This is a genomic window from Pseudarthrobacter sp. TE3704 (assembly GCF_056279405.1).
This window is the reverse complement of sequence record NZ_JBWCCJ010000010.1, coordinates 87,668-105,181: the sequence shown is the minus strand read 5'-3', so window position 1 is coordinate 105,181 and position 17,514 is coordinate 87,668. Positions and strand designations below refer to the sequence as shown.

The window sequence follows — 17,514 nt, the reverse complement described above, 5'->3', positions numbered from 1 at the left end:
CACGGGCCCACTGCTCATCGGTAAAAATCTGGAAACGCGACACCAGCCCAGTTAATCAACCGAACACCGCCCATTTAGGAGACACGCCCTAGCCGCGGCAGGGTGGTCCGGCTTGCGCCCGACCAGCGAGCTATGGGTGGAGGCTGTTAATTTGGAGACCGGTGAAAGCGCCAGCGCCGAAGCCGGAGCCCTCCTTATGACCAGTGTGGCCGGAGGTACGTTGAAGGGATCATCCACCGCGACCCTTCATCCGAACGCTGACCTCTACTGCGAGCAACTGCTAACCGATCTTGAAGTGCGGCGTCATGCAGAGCAAGAACGCCGGCAGGCGGAAAACGATGCACTCATCCTCGAACGAAGAGTCCGGGCCGAAGAGGTATTCAAAAATCACCAGAAGTCCATTCGCGAGCGATTGATTCAGGCCACCGCTCAAACGATCCCTATGTTCGAAGGCCAACTGCGGCGAGCCCGGGAGCGACGCAATGATGCTCTGGCGCGCATCAGTCAGAGCGCTCATTCGAGTCTCGATATGGAAAATCTTGCACTTTTGCAGCTGGAAGTGATCTGAGGAGTTGGACAACAAAAAGCAGGTCCTCGCGTTCGAGAACTCCATGAACGACCTCTACCTCGAACAGGTAGAGAAGCATCTAAAGCCTCGAGTCGTCGGAGCTCGCGAGCGTAAGCGAACCGACTTTAGCCCCCTCACCGGCCGCATTTCAATAGAAGGCAACAAACCGGGCCAAGTAGAGAACTACTACATCGGGCCTATGCATATCGATCAGGGCGACCTCTACGTCATCAGTTGGACGGCGCCAGCCGCCGAAATCTTTTTCAAAAATTTGAAGACATGGCAGTCGAAGGAAGTTCGAGTCCAGCGTCGGTTTATCCAGAAGGTACGGAAGCTGACAAATTATGCCGACGTCTGGGTCTGCCGCCCTAACGGTCCAGCCTTCCCACAGAATCGGTCTGAAGAGAAGCCACCTACCCCGCGGTCGTCAGGAGGCTCGAAGTGGCTGGCGGGCGTGAAAGCCAAAGTTGGATCAAAATCCGCTCCCACAGGGCCGACAAGTCCTGCTCCGAAGCCAGCGGCGTTGCCAACGGCCGACGCACCACCGACCACCATGGAAGACCTTCTTCGCGAAACGCTGGCCGCTCCCCGCTCGTTGGGGCTCTCATCAGTTCTGGCGACGCTTCAACCGGAACAGTACGACCTGGTTACGTACGCCGCAGACAAGTCGCTCGTAGTCCAAGGCCACGCCGGGACGGGAAAGACCATCATTGCTACCCACCGCGCTGCTTGGCTTGTGCACGAGGATCGTAAGGAGGCCTTAGGGTCCATTCTGCTCCTTGGGCCGACGCCCGCGTGGGAGGCGCACGTTTCAACTGCCATCGGCGATGTCGGAACGGGAGGGAGAAAGGTCCTCGTCGGCTCTGTCCACGGCTTGATCCTTGAAGTTCTGGGGTTCGAACCCGAAGCCGTGCGTCCTCGTCCAGTAGATGCCGCTCGGATTCCAGAAGGAGCTGACGCCCTCGTCAGAACTGCCGCGCTTGCATCGCGCAGGAGCGACGCTAAAGGACTGGACGCGGTTGCGCGCTTTTACGAGGAGTTCGTCACGCGGCTGCACTTGGATGGTAGCTCCTCGGAGGTCATGGACTGGGCCGGCGGGCTTCCCTCGACGTTTAGAGGTGCCCGCAAGGACCCGCTGATGTGGCCGCTCCTCGCCTACATGCGCATACTTCTCGAGCCCGGGGACGTCTTTGAGCACGTCATCGTGGACGAGGCACAGGACCTCAGCCTTTTCGAATGGCGCCTGCTAGAGGAGATGAACGTCGGCACCTGGACCCTAGTAGGCGACATGCAGCAACGTCATTCGATGCAGGTGAAGTCTTGGTCAGACATTACTGCCCGTATCTCTGCCACGCTATGGGATGAACGCGTGATCAATGACGGCTACCGCACCTCTCAGTCGATCGCTGACTTCGCAGCGGCACTACTTCCAAAATCCGCTGGCCTCCGAAGGGCTTCTCCCCTCGGTAGAGGCATTCCACCGAGAATCATCGATGCCATGGCAATCGGGCGGACCGTCGAGTCCATCGCTATCGAGCAATGCCACAGGCTGGCTTCTGACCACCCAGACGGCACAGTGGCGGTCATCACCCCTCATGTTGCCAAGGTGCTGCAGGAAGCCCGACTTTCAGGATGGTCCGCAGAAGATAGATGGACCTGGGCGGACAAAGATCTTCACAGATACTCATTCCTCACTCCCGAAGAGGCCCGCGGCCTCGAGTTTGACGCAGTGGTAGTCGTCGAGCCGTCTGCTTTCCGCGCTAACTCCGGATCGGATGGAAGGTTGTATACGTCCCTCACGAGGGCCAACTTGGAGCTCGTTGTAGTCCACAGTCGTCCCCTTCCCACAGCTCTCGCGCGAGAAGCCCAACGAATAGGGCTGGAGAATCCCTTCGCCCATGGAGGGCTCTAATGACTTGTATGAATGCGACGGCCTCCCGCTACCAGAACGTCACTGCGCCACGGCCGCAGCAGTAGCGAATAAATCTGCCGGCATGGGCCGGTGCAACTTCCACGTGATTGCAATCGGCTTCTCGCCCGCGTGTTGGGCGTAGTCCACCTGCCCCAAGCACGTGTACGGAACGGTCAGCCCAGTCTCGTCGTCGGCTGTGGCCCTCGTGAAGATCAGGACCCGCGATCCATGCGAAGCCCTGTCAAGATAGCGGCGTCCCGTCGGGCTCGTCGGCGACGTTGCATTCTGCGATTCCCAATGGAACAGCTCCGGGCTGATCGCGTAGTCCTTGTACATCGTGGTCGCGGAGTGCTTCTTGTCGTCCTTGTTGAGGGTGACAAAGAAAGCGTCGGTCGACGTTGCCGGACACCATGCAACGCCCTCGCGGTGCTGCACGTTCTTGCCCTGTTCCAGCGAGCCGTACTGAAGCGCCGCGAGAACCTCCTCGCGCCGGTAGGTAGCATGCGAGAGCAGCGGGACATGCTGCAGCCCTGCACCGAGGCTCTTAGCCGCATGCTTTGATGCCGCCGACCCCAGCTTCACGACCTGGCGAATCTCGCGGCACACAAACTGGTAGCCGCGCAGATGGTCCAGTCCGCCGTCGTACGTTGTAAACCCGCCGCCGTCATCCCAAAGTGTGTAAAAAAGCATTCGCGCGAAAGCTTGCTCGCGCATGCCAAGATTTGCGTAGCGAGGTGCGTGTGGAGCAACCAGCATGGAATAGGCAGCCGCGCGTTCCGGATCGTCCACGTGAATCAGCGCGGCCATGCGGCCCAGCAGCTTCTTTTCCTCCGCGTCCGACAGCTCCTCAATTTTCCCACGAAGCACGGTCTCCAGGGGCGAGTACCCTTCGATGAGCCCTGCCTGGCGGAGGTAGCCGGTCCACGAATCCCTGGTGGACCGGTAGATCGTCTTCACCTCGTTCCCCGACCGCTCCAGATAGGCTTCCAGCTCGGTCTCGGCGTACGAGGCAATGTCCCGGACCAGCTGTGCCCGGTTGAACCGCAGCTGTGCCTTGATGTTGTCCAGGACCACCTTCTGCGCCACCCGGTCGAGTACGATCTGGGAGCCGGACGGCAGGTACGGGAACTCGTCCTCGACAGCCTTCTCCAGCTCCTTGCGGCCGTACCCGGTCAGAGCCCGGTAGCGCAGATCAAAGCGGAACTCACGGCGCTGCTGGCCGATGAAGTCCAGGACCGTCAGCACGGACTTATCTTTTGCTCGCCGCAAACCGCGGCCCAGCTGCTGCAGGAAAATAGTGGCGCTCTGGGTAGGCCGGAGCAGCAGAATCGTGTCCACTTCAGGCAGGTCGAGGCCCTCGTTGAAAAGGTCGACAGCGAAGATGCAGTTGATGGTCCTGTCCCGCAGCTGTTGCAGCGCGAGGGCGCGTTCGCCGTCGTCGGTCTTTCCGGAGACGGCGACGGATGGGATCCCAGCACGGTTGAAGACCTCTGCCATGTAGAGCGCATGCTGTACTGAGACGCAGAAGCCGATGGCCCGCATCTCTGCTGCGCTGGTGACCTTGTCGCGGAGCTCGCGGATCACCTTGCCGGCACGCGCCTCATTGCCGGTATAGAGGGCGTCCAGCTGAGCGACGTCGTAACTGCCGCGCTTCCACTCCAGGCGGCTCAGGTCGACGTCGTCGGAAACGCCGAAGTAATGGAACGGCACCAGGAGATCCGCGTCCAGCGCGTCCCAGAGGCGCAGCTCGCTGGCCCGGCGGCCGTCAAAGAACTGCTTAGCGACGTCGACGCCGTCACCGCGTTCGGGAGTAGCAGTCAGGCCGAGGAGCTCCTGGGGGCGCAGGTGGTCGATGATCCTGCGGTAGGTGGGTGCTTCGGCGTGGTGGAACTCGTCGATGACAACGACGTCGAAGTCGTCCGGCGCGATCTTGTCCAGTCCGAGTGAGGCCAGGGACTGGACGCTGGCAAAGACGTGCTGCCAGTCCTTCGGTTTGTGTTCCCCGACGAACAATTCGCCGAAGGAGCCTTTCTGCAGCACCCGTCGGTAAGTCTGTAGCGATTGCTTCAGGATTTCCTGTCGATGGGCAACGAACAGCAGATTGAGGTCCCGGCCGGCGGCTTCACTAAGCCGCTTGTAGTCCAGGGCCGCGATGACCGTCTTGCCCGTGCCCGTGGCAGCGACGAGCAGGTTGCTGTGGTGGCCTTTTGCCCGCTCCGCCTCGAGATCTTCAAGCATCTCAATTTGGTGGAGGAAGGGCTGGACTTCCAAGCCGGTGTTTGTCTCCGGCGCGCCGGTGGCCCTCCCGCCATTACGGGCCAGGGCCGCGTCCAGCTTGTCCCCGTCCCTTTCCGGATCGTAGGGCTGAAAGGTCCGCTGCTCCCAGTAGCTGTCGAACGTAACCTCGAATTTCTGCAGGAGCGCGGGCGTGGCTACCGAACTGAGCCGGACGTTCCATTCCAGTCCGTCGAGGAGGGCCGCGCTGCTCAGGTTCGAACTGCCCACGTAGGCGGTGTGGAAGCCTGAGTTGCGGCGGAACATCCACGCCTTCGCGTGGAGCCGGGTGGAGTGGGTTTCGTAGCTGATCTTGACCTCGGCTTCGTACCGGTTGACAAGTTCGTCGATGGCCCGGCGTTCAGTAGCGCCCATGTAAGTGGTGGTAATGACGCGGAGTTTCACGCCCCGATCTCTGAGCTGTTCGAGTGCCGGCTCGAGGAGTCTAAGGCCGCTCCAGCGGACGAAGGCGCAGAGGAGGTCGACCGCGTCGGCTGATTCGATTTCCGCGCGTAGTTCTGCCGCCAGGTTGAGGTCGTCTTTGCTGTTGGTAAGCAGAGCTGAGTCGCTAAGCCTTGTTGTAGGCCGGCGGAGCTGGCGGCGCTTAAGGGTGTCTGGGCGGTGTAACGAGCGGAGCTGGGTGGGGCCGTCTGAGATGGGGTCGCCGTGCTGCAGCTCCTGGAGGAGTCGGTTTGCAAGGGTGACCCTGTCAGCCGGCTTGGCTGCTGCTAGGGACTGGCGTACGGCGTCGGCGATATGACGGGAGAGGATATCAGGGACGTCTTCGTCTTCCACGTCCGCGAACATGGGCTGAAGTTCTGCATTGCGGCCCAATTGCTGGCCAAGTACGTCCGTATTCAATAGTTCGTACAAGCCTTCGGGCAGCTGACCCGCCGCTGCCACTCCCCCAATGGAATTAGTCACTGCGCCAGGTTAGCGTGCAAAACCGTAATCGATGCGGAAGACCATTCAAGCGTCATGCACTCAGGATTGCACTGGGTGGTGGTCTAATGATCCTTGGCCGGATCGGGCCGTTACATGAACACAGGAGTTCTCGAGGCATGTTGTTAGAAGAGGTAAATACCCCGAAACAGAACTGGTTCGTCGGAGCGTTTTTCTCGGATCGGGACCCCCAGGACCAAACCGCCCGGTTCGTGGCCGAAGGAGTCTGGGAGAACGGCTTTGAGGACCGTCACCTCGACGTCGTAAAATCCATGCGGCCCGGCGACCGCATCGCGATAAAGGCGAGCTACGTGCGGAAGCACGGCGTCCCTTTCGACACTCGCGGCCACCTCGTCTCAACCATGGCCATCAAGGCAACAGGACGTGTCACACGTAACCACGGCGATGGCCGCAGAGTCGACGTTGACTGGAACCCGCTGGAGCAGCCCCGCGAATGGTACTTCTACACGGGACGGGCAACCATTTGGAAGGTGGCCGCCGGGAGCTGGATGAGCGAAGCACTCGTCAGCTTCGCATTTAACAATGAGCAGCAGGACATCAGCAGGTTCCGCAACGATGCAGCCTGGTCCAAACGGTTTGGCGATGAGGACCCGAGTCCCGAAGAGGATTTCCAGTGGACGCCGTTTTACGAAGAGCTGGCAACTGCCTTGCTTTCGTACAAGGATCGTCGAGGCGAGCTCCTGGCAGCTCTCCAGAACCTACAGACGCGTCACGAGAATCTTAACTACCTGACGGACAAGGATGAGAACGGCGTTTCCATGCCGCTTGAGGATATCTGCCCGTTCACTGTCTTCGGGTCCTTCAATCGCGGAATTACCCATGCGAAACGTACGGCTTTGGCCGGAGACTGGGCCAAAGCCTTGGGCGTGTCGACGCCTCCGCCTACTGCTTTCGATGCAATACCACTGTTGAACAACCAGAACTCGTGGTTCTTTTCCTACAAGCCTGAAAGGGCGCCCGGCGACATCGATGCGCTGTGGGACGCCTTTGAGGCAGCGCTCTCCCTGGCCAGCTCCTCCGAGGATCAGGCGCGAATCAGGTTTGCCGAAGCTTATGACCGTGCCCGCAGTATTCGTGGTGTCGGCGGAAAACTGAGTATGGGCCTGTTTTGGATCCGCCCTTGGAACTTCTTGCCACTCGACGGTCAATCGCGAAGTTACCTAAAGACTGCACTGATGTTGGACGGCAACTTGTTCCAGGCGGACGGCAGCCGGTACCTGGACATATTGGACACTCTGGTAACCAAGTTCGATGATCCTGAATATCCGGTGCATTCCTTCCCGGAGCTCTCGTGGACCGCATTCCTGGACCCGGCCGGGCGGACCGATCCGAGTGACGAGGCGGACAAAAATCCGGTGGAGTTGGCACCGGCGTCCCCAACAAAGCCATATTCGGTCTCCGACATTGTCCTCGACGGTTGCTTCGTGTCTGAAACGGAGCTGACAGACATCCTGGCGCGTTGGCGGTCGAAGAAGAACATCATCCTCCAGGGCCCTCCCGGCACGGGCAAGACCTGGCTGGCGCGGCGACTGGCATACGCATTGATAGGCAGTAAAGACCTGAAGTCGGCTATCCGGGCCGTGCAGTTCCATCCGAACATGTCGTACGAAGACTTCGTACGAGGGTGGCGTCCCGGCTCTGACGGCAAGTTGACCTTGGTGAACGGGCCTTTCCTTGAGATGGTTGAGCGCGCAAACGCAGCTCCCGAGGTGCCTCACGTCGTTCTCATAGAAGAAATCAACCGCGGAAACCCCGTCCAGGTTTTCGGCGAGCTGCTTACGCTCATCGAGGCCGGGAAGCGCTCGCCCCGGGAAGCTCTCCATCTTGCCTATCCGCGTTCATCTGACGAGACGATCCATGTCCCCAGCAATCTCTACATCATTGGCACGATGAATCTCGCAGACCGTTCCCTTGCCATCATGGATCTGGCGTTCCGTCGCCGATTTGGCTTCGTTTCGCTCGCACCTGCCTTGAACGACAGCTGGTTGCAGTGGATGAAAGCCAAACACAACGTTGAAGTGGCTCACCTCGAGACCGTCCGCCACCGCTTTGACGCTTTGAACGCATCCATCCGGGACGACTCGACGCTGGGGGCAGAGTTTATGCTCGGCCACAGCTTCGTGACGCCACCGGCAGAGGAGCGTGTGGATTCCTACGTGAGTTGGTTCCGAGCCGTAGTAACAACAGAAATTGCTCCGACGCTCAAGGAGTATTGGTTTGAAGATCCCTCGTCATCGGAGGCAGAAGTGGCAAAGCTCGTCGAGGGACTGAATTAGAAATGGGTCCGGATGCTTTAATGGTTGTTTCCGGAAAAACCCGTATTCCCGTCAGAAACCTCTGGCTGCTTCTTCTGTATGCATCCGATTTCTATAAGACTGGAAGCCCATCGCTAAGCGGCATTGAAGAGTACCCGGAGCGGCTACCAGACCTACTAGGCGAGATACTTGTCGCGAGCGTAGCGGACCGCCTGAAGAAGCCACTAACACCGGGATTTGCTCCTACTGAAAGGGACCTCCGGCGAGTCCGCGGCCGAATTGACGTCCTGCGAACAGAATCGCATCAGCTGCTGAGCCGGGGGCAAGTGGCGTGCCGCTACGAGGAATTGACCGTCGACACTCCCAGAAATCGGCTGGTTCAGGCCGCTTTGACGTTTTTGGCCCCCTTGGTCGTCTCTAAATCGCTGAGCCATCGCTGCCGGGCTGATGCTAGGCGGTTGTCTGATCTCGGCGTCAGGGGCACCGATACACGATCAACTGTCCGCGACACGACAGTTCGATTCTCACGCAACGATGTGCAGGACAGGGCGGTACTGCTCGCGGCTCGCCTGGCCCTGCAACTCATACTGCCAAGCGATGAAGGAACCGGAAGGCTTCGACGATCAAGCCTCACTGACCACGAGTTCCGGTGCCTGTTCGAACGAGCCGTGGGAGGTTTTTACCGGGCCACGGCCAGCGAATCTGGCTGGCGGACCAGGACCGGACAGTTCATCTCATGGAACTCCAACAACGAAACCCCCGGCGCCGGTGCATTGATTCCTAAGATGCAAACAGACATTTCACTTGAAAACTTCTCGGCGAACCGGCGCATATTCATCGACACGAAATTCACGTCGGCGCTAGCTGTAGGCCAATTCGGCGGAGAGACCTTCAAGAGCAGCCACCTTTATCAGATCTACACTTATGTCCGGTCGCAGGAAACCGCAAACGACCCTGTCTCGCTGTCGGCGGAAGGCATGCTGGTGTACCCGTCTGTTGGTCAATGCGTCCGGGAGAGTTTCCAGTCCGGAGGTCATCGCTTCTCTGTGCGGACCGTTGATTTAGGAAAATCAGCCGTCGACATCCGTCAGCAACTACTAGAAGCCATATCTGTCTGATATTGAGCGGGAATCAAAAGGGGAAAAACAACGAATGATCTCAGAACCGAACGATTCGACAGTAGTTGCCGACGCACTGGTCTCCGCCGAGGCCTTCGGCATTGAACAGATCCTTGCCTCCCCGAACCTAGTGCCCCGGCAGAAAGGTCTTTACAGCTGGTGGATGACACCTGGCTCCATTCCAGGGCTGTCTGGCCAAGCTCATCCAACACGGCCAGATCTGCAGCTTCTTTATGTGGGTATTGCATCAAAGCCGACCAGTGACCTTCGCAAGCGGCTCACCACCCACATAGGAGGCACCAGCCGCCGTTCCACCCAGCGGCTCTCGTTGGCCGCTGTGCTGGCGGACCAGAACGGATGGAACGCAACAATGGTCAGTGGGCGTCCCGCACTCGCGCCTGAATTCGAGGCACAACTGAGCTCCTTCATGGCCAAACATCTGACTGTCAGCTGGTTGGTCCACGGTCAACCCGAGTCTGTGGAGGCTGCAGTCATTCAAAGACTAATGCCCCCGCTCAACCTCGATGGAAACTCCGGGCACCCTTCTTATTCGTACGTCAAGGCGAAGCGAACTGCGTTTCGTTCTGCGGTCCGCTAAGCCACAACCGGCACTGATGGATTCTAAGGGAGCACAGCCCCGAAGACCTCTCCAACCATGGAGGCCATTCGGCGTCCGTGAAAGTGGTAGCGCTCAAGAAGATTGATGGTTCTGTCGGCGATGCGCACGTATCCGTCAGGCAACAGAAGGGCGACAGGTTCGCCGTCACGGTTCAGCTGCCAAGCGTCAGCAGGACCTTTTGAGTCTACGGCGATAAAGTTCCAGGTACCTTTGTCACTGATCAGAAGCGCCGCGATATGGGCCATAGTTCGATATATCAGAGTGCGTTCGGTCGTGGGTGCCGCGTGCCTTCTCCGAGGCAACCCGATCATCTCTTCTAGCTTGTTCACTAGCCCTCGCTTGTCCTCCGTTCCGAAGACTTCTGAGGCGCCCGCAAGCTCATTCCCGTCCACACTGAAAGCTCCACTCCCCAAGATCTGGATCGTCGGCCCGGCGCTACTCAATAGCGTCAGACTTTCAGAATTCTTGCCGTTAAGTGCATAGTGAGGATGACGACGCGCCATTTCACTAGCCAACCAAAAAGCGATGGCCCTCGTGTGGCCGGTGAAGGGGCTCCTGTTCAAAGCGGGACGGGTAGCGCCCAACCCGACACTCGAAGGAAGCCTTCGGAGCGGACCGTTCAGATTACTATGTCCCAGTAAATGCGCTTCGTGCGAGCCGGAGTACCAGACCCCCGTGGCCCGAGACCTCTTGTAAGTACCCAAAGACCCAACGGGTGGAGCAATGACCGTCACCTCAAGTTCAAGGTTCGGAAACTCGGCTGCCAATTTATCGCCCGCGGCATGCAGCTGAGTGTGCCATCCAGCCATCTTTTCCAGTTCAAGTACGAACCTACTATTAGGATTCACCTCGCGGCCGTAGACATGTGCCTCTCCGACGACCTCATTGAAGCCTGTGCACAGCTGCCACTCCAGGTGAGTTTGCATGTGCAGCCCGCCGCAGCTGGAGAATACCTTCCGGCTTTCCCGAGATTCGTAGAGACGGCTTATCGCCCCGCCTGACATTTTAAGCTGATGTTCATGGGTTTGCGGTACCCAATCCATTTGAGGGTGGGCGAAATACATCAAGGCATCCGCACCCCACACCCGAGACAGGATCAAGAGCTCAGGCGTTTCGGTCGGCATGCCCATGAGGATCCAGCGCGCTACGCCAATGGCCGGATCCGACCAACCTAGAGGCCCAAGAGCCAAATGTGGAAGGGGCGCCCAGTAACTTATCGAGCTCCAAAGTTCGGATTGCATCATCCCCTTGGCCATTAGCCACGTTGAATCCCAGCCCGCCAGGGTCTGGAACATGGGCCCGATGCCTACCGTCCACGGGGTGTAGTCGCCTAGCAAGTCCTTGTCGTGAGCCATCCAGTCGTCGTCTAGTGGTTTAGCAAGCCTCGGACCTATGCTTTGCTTCAAGTTGGATTGCAGCACAACAGCAAACTGATGGATGTGCTCCCAGGCTTTTAGGACCAGCCCGCTCTCCATGTGACCCATAGCAAGCTGTCTACTAGTGAAAGGTTCTTCGGACAGAAAGTTCAGCAATGCGATCGCGGCCCGCGGACCGTTCTCGTGCCCAATCGGTCCTCTAACGATCGCCGCCATTTCGTCGAACACTGCGTCAGGCAACGCCCCCCAGGCTTTCTCTAGCGTATTGGGAAGCACCAGCCCGGTCGTTTCCAGGAGACCCTTGAGGGTGAGGGCGGCGCTGGTCACCCGTGCCGGGTCCCGCCTACTTCCGTTCAGGTCAGCCTCTAACCGATGCCACCTCCCGCAAATGGCTGAAAGATCGTCAGTCCCGTATTTCGCCAACAAGCTCAGCAGCGCAGCTGACTCCAGAGTTAGAAGATCGTCATCTACTGATTGGACCGGCGTCCAGGCTCTAATGGGCATAGCTTGACCATATTCCACTAGTGCCTGAGGCACAGGCATCCGCGAGGTTCGACAAGAACAAAGTCCGACTCGGCTAGCTCCGCCGCCACAACCGCGAAGGCCTTCCCCTCGTCCCGTCAGACATCAGCCCCGTCCCGGCAAGCTTCGGCTCCATGAACCGCCGGAACGTGTCGCGCATCAACGGGGCACCTGCCACCACCTCGTGCAGCTCCCGCAGTTCCTTCAAAGTGAACGGCTCATTTAGCAGCGCCCCTGGATCCGGCACCTCGGCATAGGCGCGACGCAGCCACTCCACCGCCTTGCCCACGATGTCCGCGTGCCCGTAAGGCAGCCCGGCGATCAGCTCCGGTTCCCCGCTCACGGAAGCCAGCCGTACGCCGTCGGACTTCAACGCCCCCGCCAGAGCAGCCAGCGGCACCACGTCCACGTGCGCCACTGACAGCACCCAGCCGCGGTCATCCCTGCCCGGCTCGTCAAACACCTGCAGCTGTCGCGGCACCCGCCCGGAGATCCCCGCTTTCTCCCGCAGGCACCGCAGCACCGCGTCGGCCAGGGTCTCGCGCTCGCGCAGGAACGTTCCCGGCAGGGCCCACTTTCCGTGCTGGTGGTCCTCCGCGCGGCGCACCAGCAGCACGCACACACTCCCGTCCGCGACGGTCAGCACCGCGGTATCCACCGCCACCGACGGCCGCGGGTAATCGAGCAGGGTCGGACCTTGGGTGTTCTTGGAATCTTTCACAGCTTCATTTATCGCAGTCTTGCGCTAAAGAAGCAACAGGTGCATACTGAAACCAATTAGCGCAGAAATGCGATAAATCAACTGGAGGTCATCATGAAAGTCCCGCAGCTTCACGTCGGCGCCGGCAGCAGCCTCGGCCCGCTCAGCATCTTCCCCGTCTGGACCGCCGCGCCGGGAAGCCTCGGCATCAGCACCGGCACCCACGCAGACGTCGCCGTCACCGAACTCGCCAGCGGCGCCCAGGTGTCCCGCCTCACCGTCACCAACAACGGCCCGCACCCGGCGCTGCTGCTGGAAGGCGAGCTGCTCGAAGGCGGGCAGCAGCACCGGACCTGTGGCCGCGACGTCGTCCTGGGCCCGGGCGAAACCCGCGACATCGACACCTTCTGCGTCGAGGCCGGCCGCTGGGAAACCGGAGAGAACAGCCACCGGCGGCAGGCACGCCGCGCTCCGCTGAACGTATGGTCAGAGCTGGCCAACGGCCTGAACGGGCAACGGGGAGGAAACCGGCAGGACCGCATCTGGGAACGGGTCCGCCGCTTCGACGCCGCCCGCGGCGCCTCCGCCACCAGCTCCCTCCTCCAGCACATGGACTGGTTCAAAGACGACAAGGAGGAACGGAACCGGTTCAGCGCCACGGACGCGCCCGCTCCCCTGGAGGGCCAGCGGGGCGTGGTGATCGGCCTGGGCCGGCAGCCGCTGCTCCTGGAGGTCTTCGGCACCCACACGCTCTTCCGCCGCCACTATCGGCAGCTGGTCGAGTCGGCGCTTTTGGACCTTGAGCTCCTGCCGCCCGAGGCGCTGGGTTCCGGTCCGATGCCCGGCCAGCTCGCCCGCGACTTCGCTGCCCGCGTCCAGGCGATGGACTTCGGAACGTTCGACGGCGGCGCCGCCGCTGTGGAGGTTCGGAACCACGGTTCCCTCCGGAGCCGGAACGTCTCCCGCGCCGCCGGAGCAGTCACCGCCGCCGGCATCGCCGTCGCACTCCCCCAGCGCCGCCCACAGCTGGCCCACCTGACCGGCTGGAACACGCAACACCCCCTGATGGAGATGGCATGAAACTGAACTCCTTGCAGAATGACCGCGCGGCGGGCGTCCTCGTTGCCCTGGCCGCCGGCGACGCCCTCGGAGCAGGCTACGAGTTCGGCGCACCGCTGCCGGACGGCGCCGACGTCACCATGAAGGGCGGCGGCCCGTTCGGATTTGCGCCGGGCGAGTGGACCGACGACACCTCCATGACCATCCCGATCGCCGAGGCGCTGCTCGAGCAGGTGTCCGACGGCAGCGCCTGCTCCCCTGCCGCCCTTACCATGGTGGTCCGGGCATGGACCGCTTGGGCGGCTGAAGCGAAAGACGTTGGGGCGCAGACGAGTGCCGTCATCGCTGCTGCACGGAGGCTGGCTGCCGCTGCTGGCCGCGAGGTTGAGGCCGCTGACTTCACTGCCGCGGCCGCTGACTTCCATGCCCGGACCGGACGCAGCGCCGGAAACGGTTCGCTGATGCGCACTGCCCCCCTCGCGCTTGCATACCTGGACCGGGAGCCCTCTGAACTGATGGCTGCCGCGGATCAGCTCAGCGCCCTGACCCATGCCGGTCCTGACGCACAGGAAGCTTGTGGCTTGTGGTGCGTGGCCATCCGTCATGCAGTTCTCACGGGACAGCTCAATGTCCGGGCAGGGCTGCCGCTGCTGTCCGCCGAACGGGCTTCCCTGTGGCTGCAGCGGATCGAGACGGCCGAGCGGTCCCGGCCCCGCGACTTCACCCGCAACGGCTGGGTGGTTGAGGCGTTCCAAGGGGCATGGAGCGCCATTCGTTTCGCCGGCCTTTCGGCTGCCGGTCCGGCCCATCTTCGGGTTGCCTTGGAGGAGGCGGTACGCGGCGGCCGCGACACCGACACTGTCGCCGCCATCGCCGGCGGCCTGCTGGGAGCTGCATATGGTTACACGGCCGTGCCTTTCGAGTGGCGGCAGCGGCTGCACGGCTGGCCAGGCATGCGGGCGCGTGACCTGATGGTCCTGGGCATGGAGCTGGGCCGCGGCGAGGGCCGGCGGCAACTGTCCTGGCCGCGGGCCGACCGGCACGACTACAGCATGTGGAGCCGCACCGACGCGCTGGTCCGGCACCCGCACGACGACGGTGTGCGGCTCGGTGGGGTCGGCTCACTTGAGCGCGTGGCTGAGTTGGGGATCGACGCCGTGGTGTCGCTTTGCCGGCTGGGCACGTTGGATGTGCCGGGCGTCGCGCCGGAGGACCACGCCACTTTTTGGGTGGTTGACTCCGCTGTTGAGGGCGATAACGCACACACCGCCTTTGTCCTGCATGAGGCGGCAGCCGCAGTCGAGCGCTACCGGGCGGAGGGCAAGACCGTGCTGCTGCACTGTGTCCGGGCGGAGTCAAGGACGCCTACTGTTGCTGCTCTGTACGGCGCTCGTGTTGCCGGGATTTCTCCCTTGAAGGCACTGGCGGACGTGCAGCGCGTCCTGCCCGGGGCGCGTGTTCATGCAGGTGTTGGGAGATGTCGAGACCAAGCCAAAATCAGTCTCCGGCCAGGGCACGACCAGCGTTGGCGAATAATGTCCGGGCCTGCTGATAGGAATATGACCATGACAACAACCCCTGAACTCAGCCGGGAGCAGCGCGACGCTGCCATGGTTGAGCGCTACGCCGACGGTGAGACGCTCGAAGCCATCGGCCAGAGCTTCAGCATCACCCGCGAGCGCGTCCGGCAGATCATCGCTAAGGTCGGCGGAACCAACGCCGAGGAATCCCGCAAGAACCGGATCGCGGCTCGGGAAGCGGCTGTGCAGGCCAACCATGACGCGTTTCTAACTGAGTACGGTGAGCTTGCCCGTCAGATGGCAAGGCGCGGCGTAACTCGGCCCGATGCTGTGCTGAAGCTGCAGGCACTCTACCCGGCAATCGACGTCGACCTGGCCGAGGATGCACTGAGAGGGTCGGCCATTCTCTTCTCCAAAGCGCAGATAGATGACATCTTTTCCAGGGAGGCGCTGGCTGCCGGCATCTGGTTCCTGCTCGGCTCGGACCGCAACCTTTCCCCTGACCGTGAGTGGGCAGCAGTCAACCTGGACCTGTCCCTCATGAACGAGCTGCGGGCAGCCCTGGAATCCGCCGAAGCGTCGGCCGACGACGTGGCGACCATCCTGGGCGTGATTGGTGCCGCCCAGAAGCTTGTCGCGGAAAACCCGTTGGCGAGTATCACCGGCGCACGCTACCAGGAGCTCCGTGAAGAGCTCGTGGTGGCTCTGGGTCTTGTGTCCCGACAGGGAGCGTTCCCGTGGCCGCCCACCAGGCAGACAGTGATGAAGCGCTTCGGAGGCTGGAATGAAGCACTCGAAGCAATGGGAATCGGCACCACCACACAAGGCCGGCCCAAGGGCCTGCTGAAGTTCACCCGCGAAGACTATGACGCTGCCGTGCGGGACTTTTGCGTCCACGCGTCGGCGGCGGCAACGAAGGCCACCTTTTCCGGGTACGACGCTTGGGTCAAGCAGGAGATCGCTGCCGGTCACGAACGGCCGTCCGGGGCGTCAGTGCGCAACATCTACGGCACGTGGGCGGACGCAGTCCGTTCGGCGCAGGAGTAGGTGCCGGACTTGGGGGATGCAATGGCAGGGCAGCCGACCACGGCCGGCATCAGAAGGGCAACTGCCAACATGACGGACGTGAAAGCCTTGGTTGCGGACTACCGCAAAGGTGATCCACTGCGGGTGATTGCAGCCAAGCATGCTGTGGTGGCGGAAAACATCTGCTCCCGCCTGACCAGTGAACTCATCGGTGATGATGACGAGCTCGCCAGGATGCGCAGTATCCGTGCGAGGACGGCTGCGACGAGGTCAAATCTCGATGAACAAGCGCACCTTATCTGGCGCTTGGCCCAGTCCGGAATGACTTTGGCGGATATTCCGACGGTCCTCTCCGCCCTAACAACAGGGGCTGCAATCGATTCGGAAATAATGGCCGAGTTGCTTCAGTATTCAGGGCCTGTCGATCCGCGCATCTGCACAGATATGCCCGCACCTGAGAGACCACGCCTGACCGACAAGCTGAGCATGTTGTACGTCATTGGAAAACATCACGGGATCGAGCCCGATTATCAGCTGGCGCTGGGTCACGTCCCATCGGATGAAGCCGCCCAACTGCGGCTACTGGCCACGGCAGACTGTCCGCCGAGACGCTTCGCCGAGGTCCTGGCGGTCGTTGAGACCACAAAGCTGGCCATCCGTGCCCGGGTTGTCACCACCTTGTCCGTTGCGGAATATACCGCCACTGCTGAGCTCCTTTGTCAGAGTCTCAGAGGCTATGTGGCTGATATCGATGACCTCTGGCCTGCCCCTGCGCGAACGCTGGTGCGGCGCCTCGGTGATGGATGGTGGGAACGAGCGCTGGGCACGGTGGGTTTGACGCTACGTACTGCCACTGACCGTTTTGGCGACCGCGGCTTCCACCGGGCGCTCCGCGATTACGCCGAAGAATGTTCCAGATTTCATTATCCGTTGACTCTCGAAAACTATGACCGCTGGGTCATGGTGCAGGCATTTCGCGGCCGTGACCGGCCTTCGGCAGTGGAAATGATGACCCATCACGGCGGCTGGCTGGAGGCACTCGAGACTGTCCCGGGTCTGAACGAACACCAGCGAATCCCCGATCCTCCTGCTGAATTTCCTGACGGCGCACTGTTTGAGTACGCGGATGCCGCTCATGAAGCGGCGTGGGTCCGTGCCGGCGAGTACATTTGTGAGCTCCTTGGAAGAATTGGCCAGAACAAGTCGCTTCAGATTCAATACGGCGACCAAGCGGCCGGGACCCTTGGACCGTATGCTCAGGCCACGCGCGGGCCTGGCGGTGTTTGGTGCGAAATAGTATCCGAAGAGACTTTGCCCTCCCATGTTTGGCCAGCCGATGCCGACTACATGGAATTACAGGGCTGGCTCGCGCCGGATGCAGTGGTTCCAGAGTGGTGCAAGGAGTCTGTCCCGATTCACGATGCAGGGCATCAGATTCTCAACGGCCTGAGGTTCGGACGGTTGTGTCAGGATCCCTGGCAGCTCAGATGGAGCACGCGGCCGGACTTTAAAGGAACCGGGCCGGACCGTGGTGTAACCGTGGAGGACACCCTCGCCGGAGCGATACAAACACTGCGTAATGCGTCCTAACTGCCCGTCAGC

General features: G+C 61.1%; 11 protein-coding genes. 8 read left to right on the top strand and 3 right to left on the bottom strand.

Annotated elements, in window-relative coordinates; translation table 11 throughout:
• The first annotated feature begins 112 nt into the window (after nucleotides 1–112).
• Nucleotides 113–568: a hypothetical protein gene (locus ACZ9BC_RS21125; RefSeq protein WP_476247655.1), complete on the top strand. Its 456-nt coding sequence runs from the start codon at nucleotides 113–115 to the stop codon at nucleotides 566–568.
• Nucleotides 569–572: 4 nt separating this feature from the next.
• The gene (locus ACZ9BC_RS21120; protein WP_476247654.1) at nucleotides 573–2,480 is read left to right on the top strand and encodes an AAA family ATPase; all 1,908 of its coding nucleotides are present in this window, start codon (nucleotides 573–575) and stop codon (nucleotides 2,478–2,480) included.
• Nucleotides 2,481–2,519: 39 nt separating this feature from the next.
• Here ACZ9BC_RS21120 and ACZ9BC_RS21115 read toward each other — a convergent pair whose 3' ends face one another.
• Nucleotides 2,520–5,639, bottom strand: a complete 3,120-nt coding sequence (locus ACZ9BC_RS21115) for a DEAD/DEAH box helicase (RefSeq protein ID WP_476247657.1) — start codon at nucleotides 5,637–5,639, stop codon at nucleotides 2,520–2,522.
• Nucleotides 5,640–5,815: 176 nt separating this feature from the next.
• Here ACZ9BC_RS21115 and ACZ9BC_RS21110 point away from each other — a divergent pair, with 176 nt between their 5' ends.
• Genes ACZ9BC_RS21110 through ACZ9BC_RS21100 form a run of 3 tightly spaced genes read left to right on the top strand, consistent with a single transcriptional unit; the run spans nucleotide 5,816 to nucleotide 9,688 of the window.
• Entirely contained in the window at nucleotides 5,816–7,993 is a 2,178-nt protein-coding gene (locus ACZ9BC_RS21110; RefSeq protein ID WP_476247653.1) for an McrB family protein, read from the top strand.
• A 2-nt stretch (nucleotides 7,994–7,995) separates the two neighbouring features.
• Entirely contained in the window at nucleotides 7,996–9,090 is a 1,095-nt protein-coding gene (locus ACZ9BC_RS21105) for a 5-methylcytosine restriction system specificity protein McrC (protein ID WP_476247652.1), read from the top strand.
• A 34-nt stretch (nucleotides 9,091–9,124) separates the two neighbouring features.
• A complete protein-coding gene (locus tag ACZ9BC_RS21100; protein WP_476247651.1) occupies nucleotides 9,125–9,688 on the top strand; it encodes a GIY-YIG nuclease family protein in 564 nt (187 codons plus the stop codon).
• A 23-nt stretch (nucleotides 9,689–9,711) separates the two neighbouring features.
• Here the strand turns inward: ACZ9BC_RS21100 and ACZ9BC_RS21095 are convergent, their stop codons facing one another.
• Both ACZ9BC_RS21095 and ACZ9BC_RS21090 read right to left on the bottom strand, forming a co-directional pair.
• Nucleotides 9,712–11,412, bottom strand: a complete 1,701-nt coding sequence (locus ACZ9BC_RS21095; protein WP_476247650.1) for a TY-Chap2 family putative peptide chaperone — start codon at nucleotides 11,410–11,412, stop codon at nucleotides 9,712–9,714.
• A 250-nt stretch (nucleotides 11,413–11,662) separates the two neighbouring features.
• Nucleotides 11,663–12,328 (bottom strand): NUDIX domain-containing protein, encoded by a 666-nt coding sequence (locus tag ACZ9BC_RS21090; protein WP_476247649.1) that lies wholly within the window; start codon nucleotides 12,326–12,328, stop codon nucleotides 11,663–11,665.
• A 93-nt stretch (nucleotides 12,329–12,421) separates the two neighbouring features.
• Between ACZ9BC_RS21090 and ACZ9BC_RS21085 the strand changes: the two genes are divergently transcribed.
• From ACZ9BC_RS21085 to ACZ9BC_RS21075, 3 genes are all read left to right on the top strand, one after another.
• A complete protein-coding gene (locus ACZ9BC_RS21085) occupies nucleotides 12,422–13,387 on the top strand; it encodes an ARPP-1 family domain-containing protein (RefSeq protein WP_476247648.1) in 966 nt (321 codons plus the stop codon).
• A complete protein-coding gene (locus ACZ9BC_RS21080) occupies nucleotides 13,384–15,933 on the top strand; it encodes an ADP-ribosylglycohydrolase family protein (RefSeq protein ID WP_476247647.1) in 2,550 nt (849 codons plus the stop codon). Before ACZ9BC_RS21085 ends, ACZ9BC_RS21080 begins: the two co-directional genes overlap by 4 nt.
• Before the next feature lie 69 nt (nucleotides 15,934–16,002).
• The gene (locus tag ACZ9BC_RS21075) at nucleotides 16,003–17,502 is read left to right on the top strand and encodes a TY-Chap domain-containing protein (RefSeq protein ID WP_476247646.1); all 1,500 of its coding nucleotides are present in this window, start codon (nucleotides 16,003–16,005) and stop codon (nucleotides 17,500–17,502) included.
• The last annotated feature ends 12 nt before the right edge of the window (nucleotides 17,503–17,514 follow it).

What these genes read in the sequence shown, in the direction of transcription:
- ACZ9BC_RS21110 (WP_476247653.1), top strand. Translation starts at nt 5,816, where the DNA reads ATGTTGTTAGAAGAGGTAAATACCCCGAAACAGAACTGGTTCGTCGGA.
- ACZ9BC_RS21085 (WP_476247648.1), top strand. Translation starts at nt 12,422, where the DNA reads ATGAAAGTCCCGCAGCTTCACGTCGGCGCCGGCAGCAGCCTCGGCCCG.
- ACZ9BC_RS21100 (WP_476247651.1), top strand. Translation starts at nt 9,125, where the DNA reads ATGATCTCAGAACCGAACGATTCGACAGTAGTTGCCGACGCACTGGTC.
- ACZ9BC_RS21105 (WP_476247652.1), top strand. Translation starts at nt 7,996, where the DNA reads ATGGGTCCGGATGCTTTAATGGTTGTTTCCGGAAAAACCCGTATTCCC.
- ACZ9BC_RS21075 (WP_476247646.1), top strand. Translation starts at nt 16,003, where the DNA reads ATGACGGACGTGAAAGCCTTGGTTGCGGACTACCGCAAAGGTGATCCA.
- ACZ9BC_RS21080 (WP_476247647.1), top strand. Translation starts at nt 13,384, where the DNA reads ATGAAACTGAACTCCTTGCAGAATGACCGCGCGGCGGGCGTCCTCGTT.